This is a genomic window from Micromonospora jinlongensis, from assembly GCF_013410645.1.
Lineage (GTDB): Bacteria > Actinomycetota > Actinomycetes > Mycobacteriales > Micromonosporaceae > Micromonospora > Micromonospora zamorensis.
Genome location: NZ_JACCHK010000001.1, coordinates 6,749,070 through 6,769,164 on the forward strand (window position 1 = coordinate 6,749,070; position 20,095 = coordinate 6,769,164).

Below are 20,095 nucleotides of genomic sequence, written 5' to 3' on the forward strand. Positions count from 1 at the left end.
CTGCGGTCCGGCCGGAGGTGCCCGACATCCTTTAACGACCCGTCCAGTGAGGCGGGGAAGGAGGTCCGCCGTGGCATACCCACCGGCTGCCCGCTCGTCACCACCGCGACAACCCTCGGTGAAGGTGATCCTCGCCAGCGCCGACGTGCAACGCGTGGTCGACCGCATCGCCCACCAGATCCTGGAGAAGACCCAGGGCGCCGCCAACACGGTGCTTCTTGGGATTCCCACCAGAGGAACCCCCCTCGCTCGGCGGCTCGCCGACCGGATCAGCACCTTCGAGGACGTCGCCGTTCCGGTCGGTGTGCTCGACATCACCCTCTACCGCGACGACCTGCGCCGGCACGCCACCCGCGCGATCGGCCCGACCGAGTTGCCGCCCGGCGGCATCGACGGCAAGCGGGTCATCCTCGTCGACGACGTGCTGTTCTCCGGCCGCACCGTCCGGGCCGCGCTCGACGCGCTCAACGACGTGGGCCGCCCAGCGTCCGTGCAGCTCGCTGTCCTGGTCGATCGTGGCCACCGGGAGCTGCCGATCCGCGCCGACTACGTCGGCAAGAACATCCCGACCTCGCTCGCCGAGAGCGTGAAGGTGACGCTCGCCGAGACCGACGGAACGGACGAGGTCAAGCTCTACGGGGGACCCACCTCATGATCAAGCATCTGCTCTCCGGGGCCGACCTGGACGCCGCGACCGCCACCGAGATCCTGGACACCGCCGCCGAGATGGCCACCGTCGCCGGCCGGGAGATCAAGAAACTGCCCGCGCTGCGCGGCCGGACCGTGGTGAACCTCTTCTACGAGGACTCCACCCGCACCCGGATCTCCTTCGAGGCGGCGGCGAAGCGGCTCAGCGCCGACGTGATCAACTTTTCCGCGAAGGGGTCCAGCGTCACCAAGGGCGAGAGCCTGAAGGACACCGCGCTGACCCTGCAGGCCATGGGCGCCGACGCCGTCGTCGTTCGGCACCCGGCCTCCGGCGCGCCGCACCGACTGGCCAACTGGGTCGACGGGTCGGTCGTCAACGCCGGCGACGGCACCCACGAGCACCCCACCCAGGCGTTGCTGGACGCGTACACCATGCGGTCCCGGCTGGGCCGACTGGCCGGCCTGTCCGTCGCGGTCGTCGGGGACGTCCTGCACTCCCGGGTCGCCCGCTCCAACGTGCTGCTGCTCTCCACCCTCGGCGCCAAGGTCACCCTGGTCGGCCCGCCCACCCTCATCCCGGTCGACATCGCCGGAGCGTTGGCGCCGGCCACCGACGTCTCCTACGACCTGGACTCGGTGCTGCCGAATGTCGACGTGGTGATGATGCTGCGGGTGCAGCGGGAGCGGATGAACGACTCCTACTTCCCCTCCGCGCGCGAGTACGCCCGCCGCTACGGGCTGGACGGCCCGCGGATGCGCCGGCTGCCGGAGCACGCGATCGTCATGCACCCCGGCCCGATGAACCGGGGGATGGAGATCACCCCCGAGGTCGCCGACTCACCCCGCTCCACCATCGTCGAACAGGTCACCAACGGGGTCTCCGTGCGGATGGCCGTCCTTTACCTGCTGCTCGGAGGGAACAACCGGTGAGCGCGTACCTGATCACCAGCGTGAGCGTCGTCGGCGGCCCGCCGACCGATCTGCTGATCCGCGACGGCGTGGTGGCCGAGGTCGGCGTCGGCCTGTCCGCGCCCGATGCCACCGTCGTCGACGGCACCGGGCTGGTCGCCCTGCCCGGCCTCGTCGACCTGCACACCCACCTGCGTGAGCCCGGCCGGGAGGACGCCGAGACCGTCGAGTCGGGGTCCCGCGCGGCGGCGATGGGTGGCTACACGGCGGTCTGCGCGATGGCCAACACCTCCCCGGTCGCGGACACCGCCGGCGTGGTCGAGCAGGTCTGGCGGCTCGGCCGCGAGGCCGGGCTGGTCGACGTGCAGCCGATCGGCGCGGTCACCGTCGGGCTCGCCGGCGAGCGGCTGGCCGAGCTGGGCGCGATGGCCGACTCAGCGGCCCGGGTGCGGATCTTCTCCGACGACGGGCACTGCGTGGCCGACCCGTTGCTGATGCGCCGGGCCCTGGAGTACGTCAAGGCGTTCGACGGGATCATCGCCCAGCACGCCGAGGAGCCCCGGCTCACCGAGGGCGCCCAGATGCACGAGGGCGAGGTCTCCACCCGGCTCGGGCTGATCGGCTGGCCGGCGGTCGCCGAGGAGGCGATCATCGCCCGCGACGTGCTGCTCGCCGAACACGTCGGCAGCCGACTGCACGTCTGCCACGTCTCCACCGCCGGCAGCGTCGAGGTGCTGCGCCAGGCAAAGGCACGCGGGGTACGCGTCACCGCCGAGGTCACCCCGCACCACCTGCTGCTCACCGACGAGCGTGCGGAGAGCTACGACCCGGTCTTCAAGGTGAACCCGCCGCTGCGGACGGCCGCGGACATCGCCGCGTTGCGCGCCGCGCTCGCCGACGGGGTCATCGACATCATCGCCACCGACCACGCCCCCCACGCCGTGGAGGACAAGGAGTGCGAGTGGGCGTACGCCCGGCCGGGGATGCTCGGTCTGGAGACGGCCCTGTCCATCGCGCTCGACGTGCTCGGGCCCGAGTGGGACCTGATCGCCGAGCGGATGTCGCGCACCCCCGCCCGCATCGCGGGGCTGACCGGGCACGGCGTCGACCCGGCACCCGGCGTGCCGGCCAACCTGACAGTGATCGACCCGGCAGCCCGCCGCACCATCGAGCCGGCGGAGCTGGCCAGTCGCAGTCGCAACACCCCGTACGCCCGCATGACGCTGCCGGGTCGCATCGTGGCGACCTTCCTGCGTGGCGAGCCGACGGTCCTGGACGGAAAGGCTGTCAAGTAATGGTCAAGCGCAGACCCGCAATCCTGGTCCTCGAGGACGGGCGCACGTTCCCCGGTGAGGCGTACGGCAGCGTCGGGGAGACCTTCGGTGAGGCGGTCTTCAACACCGGCATGACCGGCTACCAGGAGACGCTCACCGACCCGTCGTACCACCGGCAGGTGGTGGTGCAGACCGCGCCGCACATCGGCAACACCGGAGTCAACGGCGAGGACGACGAGTCCGGCCGGATCTGGGTGGCCGGTTACGTCGTACGTGACCCGGCCCGGATCGGCTCGAACTGGCGCGCCACCGGCGGCCTGGAGGACCGGCTCGCCACCGAGGGTGTGGTGGGCATCAGCGGGGTGGACACCCGGGCGCTGACCCGGCACCTGCGCGAGCGTGGCGCCATGCGGGTGGGCATCTCCAGCGTCGACAACGACCCGCAGAGCCTGCTGACCCGCGTCCGCCAGGCGCCGCAGATGGTCGGCGCGGACCTGTCCGCCGAGGTGACCACCGCCCAGCCGTACGTCGTCGAGGCCCTCGGTGAGCACCGGTTCACCGTGGCGGCCCTCGACCTGGGCATCAAGCGCAACGTGCCGCGCCGGCTCGCCAGCCGTGGGGTGACCACCCACGTGCTGCCGGCCTCGTCGAGCATCGACGACCTGCTCGCCACCGGCGCCGACGCGATCTTCCTGTCGCCCGGTCCGGGCGACCCGGCCACCGCCGACGCCCCGGTGGCGCTGGCCCGGGAGGCGCTGCGGCGGGAGGTGCCGCTGTTCGGCATCTGCTTCGGCAGCCAGATCCTCGGCCGGGCGCTCGGCTTCGGCACCTACAAGCTGGGCTACGGCCACCGGGGGATCAACCAGCCGGTGCTCGACCGGGTCACCGGCAAGGTCGAGGTGACCAGCCACAACCACGGCTTCGCGGTGCAGGTGCCGGGCGCGGGCGCTGGCGCGGTGGTCCCCGACCAGGTGATCGACACCGACTTCGGCGGCGTCCAGGTGTCGCACGTCTGCCTCAATGACAACGTGGTCGAGGGGCTGCGGGCCGTGGACGTGCCCGCGTTCACGGTGCAGTACCACCCGGAGGCGGCGGCCGGCCCGCATGACGCCGACTATCTCTTCGACCGATTCGCCGATCTGATCGAGGGCCGTGCCCTCGACCGGCGGCCCAGTGAGGGCCGGACCCACAGCAGGGGGCGCAGCAATGCCTAAGCGGACCGATCTCAAGCACATCCTCGTGATCGGCTCCGGGCCGATCGTCATCGGGCAGGCCTGCGAGTTCGACTACTCCGGCACCCAGGCGTGCCGGGTGCTGCGCAGTGAGGGGATCCGCGTCAGCCTGGTCAACTCCAACCCGGCGACGATCATGACGGACCCGGAGTTCGCCGACGCCACCTACGTCGAGCCGATCACCCCGGAGTTCGTGGAGCTGGTCATCGCCAAGGAGCGCCCCGACGCGATCCTGGCGACCCTCGGCGGGCAGACCGCGCTGAACACGGCCGTCGCCCTGCACGAGGGCGGCGTCCTGGAGAAGTACGGCGTGGAGTTGATCGGCGCGAACATCGACGCCATCAACCGCGGCGAGGACCGGCAGCTGTTCAAGGAGATCGTGGCGAAGGCCGGGGTCCGTCTGGGCGTCGACGACCCGACCGGGCTGGTGCCCCGCTCCCGGGTCTGCCACTCGATGGACGAGGTCGAGGCGACCGTCGCCGAGCTGGGTCTGCCGGTGGTGATCCGGCCGTCGTTCACCATGGGTGGCCTGGGCTCCGGCATGGCGCACACCCCGGAGGACCTGGCCCGCATCGCCGGCGACGGCCTGTCCGCCAGCCCGGTGCACGAGGTGCTCATCGAGGAGAGCGTGCTCGGTTGGAAGGAGTACGAGCTTGAGCTGATGCGTGACCGGCGGGACAACGTCGTGGTGGTCTGCTCGATCGAGAACATCGACCCGATGGGTGTGCACACCGGCGACAGCGTCACCGTGGCCCCGGCCATGACGCTCACCGACCGGGAGTACCAGCGCCTGCGTGACCTGGGCATCGCCGTGCTGCGCGAGGTCGGGGTGGACACCGGCGGCTGCAACATCCAGTTCGCGGTCAACCCCGTCGACGGCCGGATCGTCGTGATCGAGATGAACCCCCGGGTGTCGCGCTCCTCGGCGCTGGCCTCCAAGGCGACCGGCTTCCCGATCGCGAAGATCGCCGCGAAGCTGGCCATCGGCTACACCCTCGACGAGATCCCCAACGACATCACCCTGAAGACCCCGGCGGCGTTCGAGCCGACCCTGGACTACGTGGTGGTGAAGATCCCCCGGTTCGCGTTCGAGAAGTTCCCCGGCGCGGACCCGGAGCTGACCACCACGATGAAGTCGGTGGGCGAGGCGATGAGCCTCGGGCGCAACTTCACCGAGGCGCTGAACAAGGCGATGCGCTCGATGGAAACCAAGGCCGCCGGTTTCTGGACCGTGCCGGACCCGGCTGGCGTCACCCTCGCGGACACTCTCGCCGCGTTGCGGATCCCGCACGACGGCCGGCTGTACACCGTCGAGCGGGCGCTGCGCCTCGGCGCGTCGATCGCCGAGGTCGTCGAGGCCTCCGGCGGGATCGACCCGTGGTTTCTCGACCAGATCGCCGCCCTGATCGAGCTGCGCACGGAGATCGTGGACGCGCCGGTGCTCGACGCCGACCTGTTGCGGGTGGCGAAGCGGGCCGGGCTGTCCGACCGGCAGCTCGCCGCGCTGCGCCCGGAGCTGGCCGCCGAGGACGGCGTACGGACCCTGCGGCACCGCCTCGACGTGCGCCCGGTCTACAAGACGGTGGACACCTGCGCGGCCGAGTTCGAGGCCACCACGCCGTACCACTACTCGACGTACGACCTGGAGACCGAGGTCGTGCCGTCGGACCGGCCGAAGGTGCTGATCCTGGGCTCCGGCCCGAACCGGATCGGGCAGGGCATCGAGTTCGACTACTCCTGCGTGCACGCGGTGCAGGCGCTGCGGGCCGCCGGCTACGAGACGGTCATGGTCAACTGCAACCCGGAGACGGTCTCGACCGACTACGACACCGCCGACCGGCTCTACTTCGAGCCGCTGACCTTCGAGGACGTCCTGGAGGTTTGGCACGCGGAGGACTCGTCCGGCCGGGCGGCCGGCGGGCCGGGCGTGGTCGGGGTGGTCGTACAGCTCGGCGGGCAGACGCCGCTGGGCCTGGCGCAACGGCTCAAGAACGCCGGTGTGCCGATCGTCGGCACCTCCCCGGAGTCGATCCACCTGGCCGAGGAGCGGGGCGCGTTCGGCGCGGTGCTGGCCCGGGCCGGGCTGCGCGCGCCGGCGCACGGCATGGCCACGTCCTACGACGAGGCCAAGACGATCGCCGACGAGATCGGTTACCCGGTGCTGGTCAGGCCGTCGTACGTGCTGGGCGGGCGGGGCATGGAGATCGTCTACGACGACCCGACGCTGCGCGACTACATCGGACGGGCCACCGACATTTCCCCGGATCACCCGGTGCTGGTGGACCGGTTCCTCGACGACGCCATCGAGATCGACGTGGACGCGCTCTGCGACGCCGACGGCGAGGTCTACATCGGCGGCGTGATGGAGCACATCGAGGAGGCCGGCATCCACTCCGGTGACTCGTCCTGCGCGTTGCCGCCGATCACCCTCGCCGGCTCGCACCTGGCCGAGGTGCGCCGCTACACCGAGGCCATCGCGCGTGGCGTCGGCGTCCGCGGTCTGCTCAACGTGCAGTACGCCCTCAAGGACGACGTGCTCTACGTCCTGGAGGCCAACCCGCGGGCGTCGCGGACCGTTCCGTTCGTCTCCAAGGCGACGGCGGTGCCGCTGGCCAAGGCGGCGGCCCGGATCGCGCTCGGCGCGAGCGTCACCGAGTTGCGCGCCGAGGGCCTGCTGCCGGCGACCGGGGACGGGGGCACGATGCCCGCCGACGCGCCGGTCGCGGTCAAGGAGGCGGTGCTGCCGTTCAAGCGCTTCCGGACGCGCGCCGGCAAGGGGATCGACTCGCTGCTCGGGCCGGAGATGAAGTCGACCGGTGAGGTGATGGGCATCGACACCAACTTCGGGCACGCGTTCGCCAAGAGCCAGTCCGCCGCGTACGGCTCGCTGCCGACCGCCGGGAAGATCTTCGTGTCGGTGGCCAACCGGGACAAGCGCGGCATGATCTTCCCGATCAAGCGGCTGGCCGATCTGGGCTTCGAGATCGTCGCGACCGCCGGTACGGCCGAGGTGCTGCGCCGGCACGGCATCGCCTGCGAGCAGATCCGCAAGCACTACCAGGCCGGTGAGGGCGACGACGCGGTGTCGCTGATCGGCGGCGGCCACGTGGCGCTGGTGATCAACACGCCGCAGGGCTCGGGTGCCAGCGCCCGATCCGACGGCTACGAGATCCGCAGCGCGGCCGTCACCGCCGACATCCCCTGCATCACCACGGTTCCCGGCGCCGCCGCGGCCGTGATGGGCATCGAGGCGCGGATCCGCGGTGACATGCAGGTACGCCCCCTGCAGGATCTGCACGCCACCCTGCGGGCGGCCCAGTGACAGTGTTCGAGCGGGTGGTGCGGCCCCAGTTGTTCCGGCTCGGCGGTGGGGACGCCGAAGTGGCGCACGAGTGGACACTGCGGCGGTTGAGCGCCCTGTCGCGGCGTCCGGTGGCCCTCGCCGCGCTGCGGGCCCGGTACGCGGTCAACGCGCCGCGCACGGTGTTCGGCGTGCGGTTCCCCAACCCGGTCGGGCTGGCCGCCGGCATGGACAAGGACGGGGCGGCGCTGCCGGCCTGGCCGGCGCTCGGCTTCGGTTTCGTCGAGGTCGGCACTGTCACCGCGCACGCCCAGCCGGGCAACCCACGGCCGCGGCTGTTCCGCCTGCCGGCCAGCGAGGCCGTGGTCAACCGGATGGGCTTCAACAACGCCGGGGCCGCCGCGCTGGCCACCCGGCTGGCGGCGCTGCCGCGCCCGCTCGGGGTGCCGCTGGGTATCTCGCTGGGCAAGTCCAAGGTGACCCCGCTCGACGAGGCGGTCGAGGACTACCTCGCCTCGTACCGGGCGTTGCGCGGGCATGGCGACTACTTCGCCGTGAACGTGTCCTCACCGAACACCCCTGGGTTGCGCTCGTTGCAGGACCGCGCCCACCTGGACGCGCTGCTCGGCGCCCTGGTGGGGGAGAAGCCGGTGCTGGTCAAGATCGCGCCGGACCTGACCGAGGCGGCGATCGCCGAGCTGCTGGAGGTGTGCCTGGCCCGGGGCGCCGCCGGGGTGATCGCCACCAACACCACCCTGGCCCGTACCGGGTTGGCCACTGTGGACGCTGAGCGCGGCGCCGAGGCGGGTGGTCTCTCCGGTCGACCGCTGACCGGGCGGGCCCGCGACGTGGTCGCCTTCGTGCACTCCGAGACCGGTGGCCGGCTACCGATCGTCGGCGTCGGCGGGGTGCTCGACCCGGACGACGCGGCGCGGATGTTCGACGCCGGGGCGTCCCTGGTGCAGCTCTACACCGGTTTCATCTACCGGGGCCCGGCCCTGGTCCGGGCCGCCGCCCGGGCGAGTGCCACGGCGGTGACACCGGATCCGGTCGCCGGCCGGTGACCGCACACGGCGTGGTGCCGGCCCGGCCCGACCCGGCGCCGAGCCGGCTCCGCGCCAAGGAGACCACCCCTGCTACGGACCCTTTGCTCTGCACCCGCGGATGCACCACAGCCGTCACTCGGTTGCTCTGCACCCGTGGGTGCACCACCACCACCCGGTTGCTCTGCACCCGTCGGTGCACCACCGCCCGCCGGAGCGCGGCATCCGGCCGCCGGGTGTCGCGTCCTGGGGTGTCGCGTCCTGGGGTGTCGCGCCCTGGGGTGTCGCGCCCGTGGGTGCAGAGCAAAGGCGGCGACGGAGTGGTTCGACCGGCCGAAGGACGACCGCCGTTCGGCCGGTTCGCGCCCCGAAAGGAGTACGTGTGACACCCGAGGAGATCCTGGCCGCCGACCGGGCGCACGTCTGGCATCCGTACGCCGCGCTGCCGCCGACGAACCCGCCGTACGTGGTGTCCAGCGCCGAGGGGGTACGGCTGCGGCTGGCCGACGGGCGGGAGCTGGTGGACGGGATGTCGTCCTGGTGGGCGGCGATCCACGGGTACCGGCACCCGGTGCTGGACGCGGCGGTGACCGATCAGCTCGGCCGGATGAGTCACGTGATGTTCGGCGGGCTCACCCACGAGCCCGCCGTGCAGCTCGCCCGGACCCTGGTCGAGCTGACCCCGGAGGGCCTGGAGCACGTCTTCCTGGCCGACTCCGGCTCCGTCAGCGTGGAGGTGGCGGTGAAGATGTGCCTGCAGTACCAGCGGGCCGTCGGGCGGCCGCAGCGACGCCGCCTGGCGACCTGGCGGGGCGGCTACCACGGCGACACGTTCCACCCGATGAGCGTCTGCGACCCGGAGGGTGGCATGCACCACCTCTGGGGCGACGTGCTGCCCCGGCAGGTGTTCGCGCCGGTCCCGCCGGGCGGCTTCGACGACCCGCCCGACGACGCGTACGTGGCGGCGTTGGTGGAGACCGTCGAGCGGTACGCCGACGAACTGGCCGCGGTGATCGTCGAACCCGTCGTCCAGGGCGCCGGCGGGATGCGCTTCCACCACCCGGGCTACCTGCGGGTGCTGCGCGAGGTGACCCGCGCCCACGGGGTGCTGCTGATCTTCGACGAGATCGCCACCGGGTTCGGCCGTACCGGTGCCATGTTCGCGGCCGAGCACGCCGGGGTGACCCCGGACGTGCTGTGCGTGGGCAAGGCCCTCACCGGGGGCTACCTGACGCTCGCGGCGACGCTCTGCACCCCGGAGGTGGCCCGTGGCATCTCCGCCGCCGGCGTGCTGGCGCACGGGCCCACGTTCATGGGCAACCCGCTGGCCTGCGCGGTGGCCAACGCCTCCATCGGGCTGCTGCGGGCCGGGGACTGGGCGGGGCAGGTCGCCAGGGTCGGTGCCGGTCTGCGTGCCGGCCTGGAGCCGCTGCGCGGCACGCCGGGCGTCGCCGACGTGCGGGTGCTCGGCGCGATCGGGGTGGTGCAGCTCGATCACGAGGTCGATCTCGGCGCGGCCACCAGGGCCGCGGCCGAGCAGGGGGTGTGGTTGCGCCCGTTCGGCGACCTGGTCTACACGATGCCGCCGTACGTCACCGACGACGTCGACCTGGCTCGGATCGCGGCCGGCGTCGCGGCGGCGGTGGCGGCCGGCTGAACCGGTCGTGGTCGACGGGTACCCGGGAGGCGGTTCGCCGCCCGGCAGGAGGAGAGAGGGAGTACCGGATGGAGATCTTCGGAAGCCGGCTGCACCGGGCGATTGACGAGCGGGGGCCGCTCTGTGTCGGCATCGACCCGCATCCCGGTCTACTGGCCCGCTGGGGCCTCGCCGACGACCTTCAGGGTCTTGACCGCTTCACCCAAACCGTCGTGGAAGCCCTCGGTGACCGGGTTGCGGTGGTCAAGCCTCAGTCGGCCTTTTTCGAGCGGTTCGGGTCTCACGGCGTGGCGATTCTTGAGTCAACTATCCGACAGTTACGGGATGCCGGCTCGCTCGTTCTCCTTGACGTCAAGCGCGGCGACATCGGCTCGACGGTGAGCGCGTACGCCTCCGCGTACCTTGATCCATCCAGCCCGCTGTATGTCGACGCGGTCACCGCGAGCCCCTACCTCGGGGTCGGTTCGCTGGCGCCGATGTTCGAGTTGGCCGCCGAGCACGGCGGCGGGGTGTTCGTGCTCGCCCTCACCTCCAACCCCGAGGGCGCGGCCGTGCAGCGGGCCCGTACGGCCGACGGCCGCACCGTGGCGCAGACCGTCATCGACGAGATTTCCCAGCTCAACAGGGGTGTGACCCCGCTCGGGAGCTTCGGTCTGGTAGTCGGGGCGACCATCGGCGACACCGGCCACGACCTCGCCGGCGTGGGGGGTCCACTGCTCGCCCCGGGCCTCGGCGCGCAGGGTGCCGGGGCAGCCGATCTGCGTACCGTCTTCGGTTCGAGCCTGGGCTCGGTGCTCCCGTCGTACTCCCGGGAGGTGCTCTCGGCGGGCCCCGACGTCGCTGCCCTGCGGGCCGCCGCGGACCGGGTTCTGGCCGACTGTCGGGCCGTTCTGCCTGCCCGGTGACTGACTGACGGGTCGGTCACTGTGCGTTGATCATGGGCCCCCCACGTTGCCGAAAGCTCCGTTGACCGCTAGTTTTCCCCGCGCTGGGAACCACGGACCCCTTGGTTCACAGCGACACCACGTTTCACAGATGCGGCGGTGCGCCCCGCCCGCCGCGATAGGGACCTGAGGAGAACTGGTGCCGCTCCCGTCACTGACCCCCGAACAACGCGCTGCCGCGCTCGAGAAGGCCGCGGAGATCCGCAAGGCCCGTGCTCAGCTGAAGGAGCAGCTCAAGCAGGGCAAGACCACCCTCGGTGCTGTCCTTGAGCGCGCCGAGAGCGACGACGTCGTCGGCAAGCTCAAGGTTTCGGCCGTCCTGCAGGCCATGCCGGGTATCGGCAAGATCCGGGCTACCCAGATCATGGAGAAGCTCAAGATCGCCGACAGCCGTCGCCTGCGTGGCCTCGGCGAGCAGCAGCGCAAGGCACTGCTTGGAGAGTTCGCCGCCAACTGAACCTGGCAGCGTGTAGAAACAAGCAGTGAGCACGGATGACGAGGCGCGCCCGGCGGCTCGGCTCACTGTCCTGGCTGGACCTTCGGGTTCCGGCAGGGAGAGTGTCGTCGAGCTCGTCCGGGCGCGTTCTCCGTCCGTGTGGTTGCCGGTGCCGGCGACCACACGGCCGCGCCGGGAGTCGGAAATCGACGGCGTTGACCGCGTCTTCCTCGCCCCCGCCGAGTTCGATCGCCGGCTCGTCGCCGGCGAGCTGCTGGAGTGGTCCCGGATCGGCTCGTACCGCCGGGGCACCCCGTACCAACCGCTGCGCGCCCGGCTCGACGCCGGGCAGCCGGTGCTTCTCCCGCTCGACCTGCCCGGCGCCCCGCTGGTGCGTGCGCGCCTGCCCGACTCGCGGCTGGTGCTGCTGAGCCCACCCGGGTATCACCCCGACGCCGTGGTGGCGGCCGCCTTCGAGCACACGCTCACGCACGACCTCACCGAGCGGGTCGCCGACGAGCTGGTAGGCTTACTCGGTTCTTCTTATCCGGATCCGACCTGGTCGCGAGTGCGCGGCTGACGGTCGGCCGCTGTTGAGACTCAGCACCGCGTCCGCGCGGCTCGAAAGACGCAGAGGTTAATTCGTGGGATCCATCGCCAACCCCGAAGGCATCACCAACCCGCCGATCGACGAGCTCCTCGAGAAGACGACGTCGAAGTACGCGCTGGTCATCTTCGCCGCCAAGCGCGCGCGCCAGGTCAACGCCTACTACAGCCAGCTCGGTGAGGGTCTGCTGGAGTACGTCGGCCCGCTCGTCGAGACCACCCCGCAGGAGAAGCCCCTCTCCATCGCCATGCGCGAGATCAACTCGGGCCTGCTCACCGCCGAGCCGACCGACCAGCCGTAAGCACTCGCCGGCCGATGTCCGCCTCGATCGTCCTCGGGGTCGGCGGCGGCATCGCCGCCTACAAGGCGTGCGAGCTGCTGCGACTCTTCACCGAATCAGGTCACCGGGTCCGTGTCGTGCCGACCGCGTCGGCGCTCCGGTTCGTCGGGGCGCCGACCTGGGCGGCACTCTCCGGCCAGCCGGTCGCCGACGATGTCTGGACCGACGTCCACGAGGTGCCGCACGTCCGACTCGGTAAGCAGGCCGATCTGGTGGTCGTCGCGCCGACCACCACCGACCTGCTTGCCAAGGCCGCGCACGGGCTCGCCGACGACCTGCTGACCAACACCCTGCTGACCGCCCGCTGCCCGGTGCTGCTGGCCCCCGCCATGCACACCGAGATGTGGGAGCACCCGGCCACCGTCGCCAACGTCGCCACGCTGCGTTCCCGGGGCGTCCGGGTCATCGAGCCCGCCGTCGGCCGGCTCACCGGCGTCGACACCGGCAAGGGGCGGCTGCCCGACCCGGCGGAGATCTTCGCCATCGCCCGTCAGGTGCTGGCCCGGGGCGACGTCGCCCCCACCGACCTGGCCGGCCGTCGGGTGGTCGTCACCGCGGGTGGCACCCGGGAGCCACTGGACCCGGTCCGTTTCCTGGGCAACCGCTCCTCGGGCAAGCAGGGTTACGCGTTCGCCCGTGCCGCCGTGGCCCGGGGCGCCCGCGTCACCCTGATCGCGGCGAACGTCTCCCTGCCCGACCCCGCCGGGGTCGATCTGATCCGGGTGGGCACCACCGCCGAGCTGCGGGAGGCGACGGTGAAGGCCGCCGTCGACGCCGACGCGGTGGTGATGGCTGCGGCTCCGGCCGATTTCCGGCCGGCGACGTACGCGGCTGGCAAAATCAAGAAGTCCGACGATGGTGTCGCGCCCACCATCGAGCTCGTCACGAACCCCGACATCGCAGCAGAGCTCGGCCAGCGCAAGCGACCGGAGCAGCTGCTGGTGGTGTTCGCCGCCGAGACCGGCGACGCCGAGGCCAACGGCCGAGCAAAACTCGCCCGGAAGCGGGCCGACCTGATCGTGATCAACGAGGTTGGCCCCGACAAGGTCTTCGGCGCCGACACCAACACGGTGACGGTCATCGGGGCGGACGGCTCGGTCAGCCGGCTTCCCGAGCAGGCCAAGGAGGCCGTGGCCGACACCGTCTGGGATCTCGTCGTGGCGCGGCTGCCCGGCAGTTCCTGACGAGTGGTAATCGGCGCGACCGATCCCGACACCGGCCGCAGTGGTGATTAGACTGCCGCGGAACGACCTCACACGCTTAGGAGTGCCGTGACACGCCGTCTCTTCACGTCCGAATCGGTCACGGAAGGCCACCCGGACAAGATCGCTGACCAGATCAGCGATGGCATCCTCGACGCGCTGCTGGCCGAGGACCCGCACAGCCGGGTGGCGGTGGAGACCATGATCACCACCGGCCAGGTGCACATCGCCGGTGAGGTGACCACCAAGGCGTACGCCGACATCCCGACGATCGTCCGCCGGACCATCCTCGACATCGGCTACGACTCGTCGAAGAAGGGCTTCGACGGCGCCTCCTGCGGGGTCAGCGTCTCCATCGGCGCGCAGTCCGAGGACATCGCGCAGGGCGTGGACAACGCCTTCGAGCTGCGTACCGGGGCGTCGGAGAGCGCGCTGGACGCGCAGGGCGCCGGCGACCAGGGCATGATGTTCGGCTTCGCCTGCTCGGAGACGCCCGAGCTGATGCCGCTGCCGATCGCCCTCGCCCACCGGCTGGCCCGCCGGCTCGCCGCGGTCCGCAAGGACGGCACGATCCCCTACCTGCGTCCGGACGGCAAGACCCAGGTCACCATCGAGTACGAGGGGCTGCGCCCGGTCCGGCTGAACACCGTGGTCGTGTCCAGCCAGCACGCCGCGGACATCTCGCTGGACTCGCTGCTCACCCCGGACGTGCGTGACCACGTCATCGCGCCGGAGCTGGAGAGCCTCGGGTTGGACACCGAGGGCTACCGGCTGCTGGTCAACCCGACCGGCCGCTTCGAGATCGGCGGCCCGATGGGTGACGCCGGCCTGACCGGCCGCAAGATCATCGTCGACACCTACGGTGGGTACGCCCGGCACGGCGGTGGCGCGTTCTCCGGCAAGGACCCGTCCAAGGTGGACCGCTCGGCCGCGTACGCGATGCGCTGGGTTGCCAAGAACGTGGTCGCCGCCGGCCTGGCCGAGCGGTGCGAGGCGCAGGTCGCCTACGCCATCGGCAAGGCGCACCCGGTGAGCCTGTTCATCGAGACGTTCGGCACCGAGACCGTGCCGGTCTCCTCGATCGAGAAGGCCGTCACCGAGGTGTTCGACCTGCGCCCGGCCGCGATCATCCGGGACCTCAACCTGCTCCGCCCGATCTACCAGCAGACCGCCGCGTACGGCCACTTCGGCCGGGAGCTGCCGGACCTGACCTGGGAGAGCACCGACCGGGCCGCCGACCTCAAGTCGGCCGCGGGAGCCTGACCGCCACCAGGCGCAGCGACCGGCGACCCGCGGATGGGTCGCCGGTCGCGCGCGTCTGCGTGGATGTCGGACTGGCGCACCTGGACCGCCCGTTCGACTACCTGGTGCCCGCCGAGCTGGACGAGGTGGCGGTGCCCGGTACCCGGGTGAAGGTGCGCTTCGCCGGGCAGCTCGTCGACGGGTGGTTGCTGTCCCGTGCCGACGACTCCGGGCACACCGGCCGCCTCGCGTACCTGGAGAAGGTGGTCTCGCCGGAGCCGGTGCTGGCGCCCGAGGTCGCCCGGCTGGCCCGGGCGGTCGCCGACCGGTACGCGGGCAACCTCGCCGACGTGCTCCGGCTCGCCGTGCCGCCCCGGCACGCGCGGGTCGAGAAGGAGCCCCGCGACGACGAACCCGGCCCGACGGCCGCCGCCGGGGCCGCAGCGGTCGACCCGCGTGGCTGGCGGGACTACCCGACCGGCCCCGCGCTGCTGCGCGCGCTCACCGACGGCCGGGCACCGCGCGCGGTCTGGTCGGCGCTGCCCGGCGAGGACTGGGCGGCCCGCTACGCCGACGCGGTGGCCGCCACCGTCGCCGGGGGGCGTGGCGCGGTCGTCGTGGTGCCCGACGCCCGTGACCTCGACCGGCTGGACGCCGCGCTCACCGGCGTGCTCGGTCCGGGACGGCACGTCAGCCTCTCCGCCGCGCTCGGGCCGGCCCGACGCTACCGGGCGTTCCTCGCCGCCAGCCGCGGGCAGGTGCCGGTGGTGATCGGCACCCGGGCGGCGATGTTCGCCCCGGTGGACCGGCTCGGCCTGGTCGCCATCTGGGACGACGGCGACGACCTGCACTCCGAACCCCGGGCCCCCTACCCGCACGCCCGTGACGTGCTGCTCACCCGCGTCCAGCTCGCCGAGGCCGGGGCGCTGGTCGGTGGGTACGCCCGGACCTCCGAGGCGCAGCTGCTGCTGGAGACCGGCTGGGCTCGGGAGGTGGTCGCCGACCGGGCGACAGTGCGGGCCCGCATCCCGGCCATCGCGCCGACCGGCGACGACCCCCAACTGGCCCGCGACCCCGGGGCCGCCACCGCCCGGCTGCCCAGCCTGGCCTGGACGGCCGCCCGCGACGCCCTCCGGCAGGACCAACCGGTGCTGGTGCAGGTGCCCCGGCGCGGCTACCTGCCGTCGATCTCCTGCGCCGACTGCCGCACCCCGGCGCGCTGCGCGCACTGCGCCGGCCCGCTCGCGCTGCCCTCGGCCGGCGGCACCCCGGCCTGCCGGTGGTGTGCGCGGGTGGCCGCCGCGTACGCCTGCCCGGAGTGCGGTGGGCGGCGGCTGCGGGCCGCGGTGACCGGCGCCCGGCGGACCGCCGAGGAGCTGGGCCGGGCGTTCCCGGACGTCCCGGTGCGCACCTCGGGGCGCGAGGAGGTGCTGACCGACGTGCCCGGCGGCGCGGCCCTGGTGGTGGCCACGCCGGGCGCGGAGCCGGTCGCCGAGGGCGGCTACGGCGCGGTGCTGCTGCTCGACTCGTGGGCCCTGCTGACCCGGGCCGACCTGCGGGCCGGGGAGGAGGCCCTGCGGCGCTGGCTGGCCGCGGCGGCCCTGGCCCGCCCGGCGCCGGCCGGCCGGGTGGTGGTGGTCGCCGACGGCGCGCTCGCCCCGGTGCAGGCGTTGCTGCGCTGGGACGCGGCCTGGTTCGCCGGCCGGGAGCTGGCCGAGCGCCGGGAGTTGGGCTTCCCGCCGGCGGTACGGATGGCGAGCGTCACCGGCCCGGCCGAGGCGGTGGCGGACCTGCTCACCGCTGCCCGGCTGCCCGCGGACGCCGAGGTGCTCGGGCCGGTGCCGGCCGAGGAGGGCCGGGAGCGGATGCTGGTCCGGGTGCCCCGGGCCCGGGCTGCCGCGCTCGCCGAGGCGCTGCACTCGGCTGCCGGTGTTCGTGCCGCCCGCAAGGCCGCCGACCCGGTCCGTCTCCAGGTCGATCCGTTGAGCCTCTTCTGAGGCGTTTCCGCCGGTGCCGGCGGTGCCGCAGCCCGTCCGCCGGGTAGCCCCCGCACACCGCGTCCGGCGGAGCGGTGGTGTCAGAGTGGTAGCATCGCCCGTCATGCCGAGGCGTACGGCGGCTCCAGGTCGCGACGGAGCGTCGGACGCGCCGAGTCGGGGCCGCCGCAGGATGGCGCGACAATGGCGGTAACGCGTTGCTCGGGCGCGATGTCGATGATGTCAATGATCCGGTGATCAGGGGTGGACCAGTCGTGACCGTTGGACAATCGATCGTCTTCAACGGCGACCTCGGCAGCGGCAAGAGCACCGTGTCGGTCGAGATCGCCAAGCGGCTCGGCATGCGCCGGGTCAGCGTGGGGGACCTCTACCGGGAGATGGCGCAGCAGCGGCAGATGACCGCGTTGCAGCTCAACCTGCACGCCGAGCTCGACCAGGCTGTCGACGGCTACGTCGACCAGCTTCAGCGGGACATCGCCGCCTCCGGTGAGCGCCTGATCATGGACTCCCGGCTGGCCTGGCACTTCTTCACCGACGCGCTCAAGGTCCACATGATCACCGAGCCGGGCGAGGCGGCCCGTCGGGTGCTCGCCCGCCCTTCCGGTCCGGCGGAGAGCTACGCCTCGCTGGAGGAGGCCAAGGCCAAGCTCCGTGAGCGCAGCGCGAGCGAGCGCAGCCGGTTCATCGTCCGTTACGGCGTGGACAAGGCCCGGCTGCGCAACTACGACCTGATCTGTGACACCACCCGCGCGTCCGCCACCGAGGTGATCGAGCACATCGTCGCCGCGTACGAGGGGAAGCTCGGCGCCGAGGTGCTGCGTGACGGCCCGCCGCTGCTGCTGCTGGACCCGGCCCGCGTCTACCCGACCGAGGACATCGCCACGCTGCGCGATCTGTGGGACACCGACTTCGTCGGCGACGTGGCCGAGGCTGGCGACGAGGCCCTCGAACCCCTGAAGATCGGGTTCACCGGCGAGTACTTCTTCGTCGTCGACGGTCACCGCCGCCTCAGCGCCGCCCTCCAGAACGGGTTCTCCATGGTCCCCGCCCAGCTGGTCGCCGAGGTCGACGAGCCGGTCGTGGGTGGGATGACGGCGATCGACTACTTCGCCGCCCAGGTCCGCCCCGGCCTGATCTACGACTGGGAGGCGGCTCACAAGATCCAGCTGCCGCTGCCCGAGCCCGCGCTGCTCCGCGGTGACGCGGTGCTCGCCGGGGACCCGGCCGCCAGCGCCTGACCCCCGGGCGTCGGCGCCTGAGCTCTGGGCGTCGGCGCCTGAGTCGTCGGTGCCTGTGTGCTCGGCGTCGACTGCTCGGCGCCGAGGGCTGTCGGATGGCGGTCGCACCGGGATGATGGAACCTCCGACGCATCGACGGGGGAGGCCAGCCATGGAGGCTGCCGAAGCGCTCACACTGCTCATGTCGCCGCAGGGACGCGTCGACCCGTACCCGACGTACGAGCGGCTGCGCGCCCACGGGCCGGTGGTGCAGGCGTTGCCGGGCCTGTACGTGGTGACCGGCTACCCGGAGGCCGACGAGCTGCTGCGCGACCCCCGGCTCGGGGTGCTCGACGACGCGCTGCGCGACCAGGTCTGGCCGAACTGGCGGGAGAGCCCCGCCGTGTCGTCGATCGCCCGGTCCATGCTGCGGACCAACCCGCCTGACCACAGCCGGATGCGTCGGCTGGCCGCCGGGGCGTTCAGCCCGCGTCGGATCGCCGGGATGCGCGACGTGGTGCGGGCGCAGGCCGAGGAACTGCTCGACGCGATGGTCTCCCGGGCCGAGGACGGCGCTCCGGTTGACGTGCTGGCCGACTTCGCGTACCCGCTGCCGGTCGGGGTGATCTGCGAGCTGCTCGGCGTACCCGCCGCCGACCGGCCGCTCTTCCGCCGCTGGGCCGGTGACCTGACCGGGGTGCTGGAGCCGGAGATAACCCCCGAGGAGTTGACGGTCGCCGACGCGGGGGCCTCCGAGCTGCGCGACTACTTCGTCGAGCTGATCGTCGCCCGGCGGCGGGCACCGGCCGACGACCTGACCACGGCGCTGGTCCAGGTGCACGACGCCGACGGCGACCGGCTCACCGGCGACGAACTGCTGGCCAACCTGGTGGTGCTGCTGGTGGCCGGCTTCGAGACCACCACCAACCTGCTCGGCAACGGTCTCGTCGTGCTGCTGGACCACCCGGCCGCCGCCGCCGAGCTGCGCGCCGATCCCGCGCTCGCCCCGGCGTACGTCGAGGAGCTGCTGCGCTACGACTCGCCGGTGCAACTGACGACCCGCAACAGCACGGCGCCGGTGCGCTGCGGCGGGCTCGACCTGCCGGCCGGCAGCACGACGCTGCTGCTGCTCGGCGCGGCGAACCGGGACCCGCGCCGGTTTCCCGATCCACAGCGTTTCGACCCGACCCGTGACCAGGCGCACCCGCTGTCCTTCGGCGCCGGCCCGCACTACTGCCTCGGCGCCGGCCTGGCCCGGCTGGAGGCGCAACTGGCCTTCCCGATGCTGCTGCGCCGCCTCCCCGACCTGGCGCTCGCCGAGCAGCCCCGGCACCGGACCCGGCTGACCCTGCGTGGCTACGAGAGCCTGCTGGTGACGCTGGGCACACCGGCCGTCGCCGATCGAGGTACGCCGGCCGGCATGTGGCGGGGCACTCCGTAGACTGGTACGGCACCCCCGTCCGACCCATGAAGGAGCCACCCCGCGTGACCGTCCAGCCCATCCGTCTGTTTGGGGATCCGGTGCTGCGCACGCCGGCCGATCCGGTGGTCGACTTCGACGCCGAGCTGCGTCGGCTCGTCGCCGACCTCACCGACACGATGCGTGAGCAGAACGGCGCAGGCCTGGCCGCCCCGCAGCTCGGTGTGAGCCTGCGGGTGTTCGCCTTCGACGTCGACGACGTGCTCGGGCACCTGGTCAACCCCGTGCTCGAGTTCCCCGACGAGGAGGAGCAGGACGGCCCGGAGGGCTGCCTGTCCATCCCCGGGCTCTACTTCGACACCAAGCGCCGCCAGAACGTCATCGCCAAGGGCTTCAGCTCGTTCGGCGACCCGATGCAGATCGTCGGCACCGGCCTGATGGCCCGCTGCGTGCAGCACGAGACCGACCACCTCGACGGTGTGCTCTTCCTCGACCGGCTGGACGCCGCCGGGCGCAAGGAGGCCATGAAGGCGATCCGCCAGGCCGACTGGTACGACGCGGCAGCCCCGCCCACGGTCAAGCTCAGCCCGCACCTCAGCGACCCGTTCGGTCTGGGTCGGTGACCG

The 20,095-nt window shown here is 72.4% G+C and carries 17 protein-coding genes; all 17 read left to right on the forward strand.

Annotated elements, in window-relative coordinates:
• Positions 1–70: 70 nt before the first annotated feature.
• The 17 genes from pyrR (at position 71) to def (ending at position 20,092) form a co-directional block, all read left to right on the forward strand.
• Positions 71–655, forward strand: a complete 585-nt coding sequence (gene pyrR / locus HNR22_RS30420; RefSeq protein ID WP_088947454.1) for a bifunctional pyr operon transcriptional regulator/uracil phosphoribosyltransferase PyrR — start codon at positions 71–73, stop codon at positions 653–655.
• Entirely contained in the window at positions 652–1,578 is a 927-nt protein-coding gene (locus tag HNR22_RS30425) for an aspartate carbamoyltransferase catalytic subunit (protein ID WP_088947455.1), read from the forward strand. Before pyrR ends, HNR22_RS30425 begins: the two co-directional genes overlap by 4 nt.
• Positions 1,575–2,852: a dihydroorotase gene (locus tag HNR22_RS30430; RefSeq protein WP_179783267.1), complete on the forward strand. Its 1,278-nt coding sequence runs from the start codon at positions 1,575–1,577 to the stop codon at positions 2,850–2,852. Before HNR22_RS30425 ends, HNR22_RS30430 begins: the two co-directional genes overlap by 4 nt.
• Positions 2,852–4,045: a glutamine-hydrolyzing carbamoyl-phosphate synthase small subunit gene (gene carA / locus HNR22_RS30435; protein ID WP_179783268.1), complete on the forward strand. Its 1,194-nt coding sequence runs from the start codon at positions 2,852–2,854 to the stop codon at positions 4,043–4,045. Before HNR22_RS30430 ends, carA begins: the two co-directional genes overlap by 1 nt.
• Positions 4,038–7,385, forward strand: a complete 3,348-nt coding sequence (gene carB, locus HNR22_RS30440) for a carbamoyl-phosphate synthase large subunit (protein ID WP_179783269.1) — start codon at positions 4,038–4,040, stop codon at positions 7,383–7,385. The genes carA and carB overlap by 8 nt, the downstream gene beginning before the upstream one ends.
• The gene (locus HNR22_RS30445; protein WP_179783270.1) at positions 7,382–8,428 is read left to right on the forward strand and encodes a quinone-dependent dihydroorotate dehydrogenase; all 1,047 of its coding nucleotides are present in this window, start codon (positions 7,382–7,384) and stop codon (positions 8,426–8,428) included. The genes carB and HNR22_RS30445 overlap by 4 nt, the downstream gene beginning before the upstream one ends.
• A gap of 361 nt (positions 8,429–8,789) precedes the next feature.
• On the forward strand, positions 8,790–10,064 hold the full coding sequence (locus HNR22_RS30450) for an adenosylmethionine--8-amino-7-oxononanoate transaminase (RefSeq protein ID WP_179783271.1): 1,275 nt from the start codon (positions 8,790–8,792) through the stop codon (positions 10,062–10,064).
• A gap of 68 nt (positions 10,065–10,132) precedes the next feature.
• Complete coding sequence (gene pyrF, locus HNR22_RS30455; protein WP_179783272.1) at positions 10,133–10,969, forward strand: orotidine-5'-phosphate decarboxylase; 837 nt, start codon at positions 10,133–10,135, stop codon at positions 10,967–10,969.
• A 178-nt stretch (positions 10,970–11,147) separates the two neighbouring features.
• Positions 11,148–11,465 carry an integration host factor, actinobacterial type gene (gene mihF / locus HNR22_RS30460; protein WP_030335662.1) on the forward strand — a complete coding sequence of 106 codons (318 nt, stop codon included), beginning with the start codon at positions 11,148–11,150 and terminating at the stop codon, positions 11,463–11,465.
• 25 nt (positions 11,466–11,490) lie between these two features.
• Positions 11,491–12,024, forward strand: a complete 534-nt coding sequence (locus HNR22_RS30465; RefSeq protein WP_179783273.1) for a nucleoside/nucleotide kinase family protein — start codon at positions 11,491–11,493, stop codon at positions 12,022–12,024.
• Positions 12,025–12,088: 64 nt separating this feature from the next.
• Complete coding sequence (gene rpoZ / locus HNR22_RS30470; RefSeq protein ID WP_030335666.1) at positions 12,089–12,352, forward strand: DNA-directed RNA polymerase subunit omega; 264 nt, start codon at positions 12,089–12,091, stop codon at positions 12,350–12,352.
• 14 nt (positions 12,353–12,366) lie between these two features.
• A complete protein-coding gene (gene coaBC / locus HNR22_RS30475) occupies positions 12,367–13,575 on the forward strand; it encodes a bifunctional phosphopantothenoylcysteine decarboxylase/phosphopantothenate--cysteine ligase CoaBC (RefSeq protein WP_179783274.1) in 1,209 nt (402 codons plus the stop codon).
• Positions 13,576–13,662: 87 nt separating this feature from the next.
• On the forward strand, positions 13,663–14,856 hold the full coding sequence (gene metK, locus HNR22_RS30480) for a methionine adenosyltransferase (protein ID WP_088947464.1): 1,194 nt from the start codon (positions 13,663–13,665) through the stop codon (positions 14,854–14,856).
• Positions 14,853–16,832 carry a primosomal protein N' gene (locus tag HNR22_RS30485; RefSeq protein WP_179783789.1) on the forward strand — a complete coding sequence of 660 codons (1,980 nt, stop codon included), beginning with the start codon at positions 14,853–14,855 and terminating at the stop codon, positions 16,830–16,832. Before metK ends, HNR22_RS30485 begins: the two co-directional genes overlap by 4 nt.
• 254 nt (positions 16,833–17,086) lie before the next feature.
• A complete protein-coding gene (locus HNR22_RS30490; protein ID WP_179783275.1) occupies positions 17,087–18,070 on the forward strand; it encodes an AAA family ATPase in 984 nt (327 codons plus the stop codon).
• Between the two features lie 151 nt (positions 18,071–18,221).
• Complete coding sequence (locus tag HNR22_RS30495; protein WP_179783276.1) at positions 18,222–19,490, forward strand: cytochrome P450; 1,269 nt, start codon at positions 18,222–18,224, stop codon at positions 19,488–19,490.
• Positions 19,491–19,534: 44 nt separating this feature from the next.
• Positions 19,535–20,092, forward strand: coding sequence for a peptide deformylase (def, locus tag HNR22_RS30500; RefSeq protein ID WP_179783277.1), 558 nt, complete (start codon positions 19,535–19,537; stop codon positions 20,090–20,092).
• Positions 20,093–20,095: the final 3 nt, after the last annotated feature.

Coding starts and splice junctions, on each gene's coding strand:
- pyrF (WP_179783272.1), top strand. CDS start 10,133: ATGGAGATCTTCGGAAGCCGGCTGCACCGGGCGATTGACGAGCGGGGG.
- carB (WP_179783269.1), top strand. CDS start 4,038: ATGCCTAAGCGGACCGATCTCAAGCACATCCTCGTGATCGGCTCCGGG.
- coaBC (WP_179783274.1), top strand. CDS start 12,367: ATGTCCGCCTCGATCGTCCTCGGGGTCGGCGGCGGCATCGCCGCCTAC.
- carA (WP_179783268.1), top strand. CDS start 2,852: ATGGTCAAGCGCAGACCCGCAATCCTGGTCCTCGAGGACGGGCGCACG.
- HNR22_RS30495 (WP_179783276.1), top strand. CDS start 18,222: ATGGAGGCTGCCGAAGCGCTCACACTGCTCATGTCGCCGCAGGGACGC.
- HNR22_RS30425 (WP_088947455.1), top strand. CDS start 652: ATGATCAAGCATCTGCTCTCCGGGGCCGACCTGGACGCCGCGACCGCC.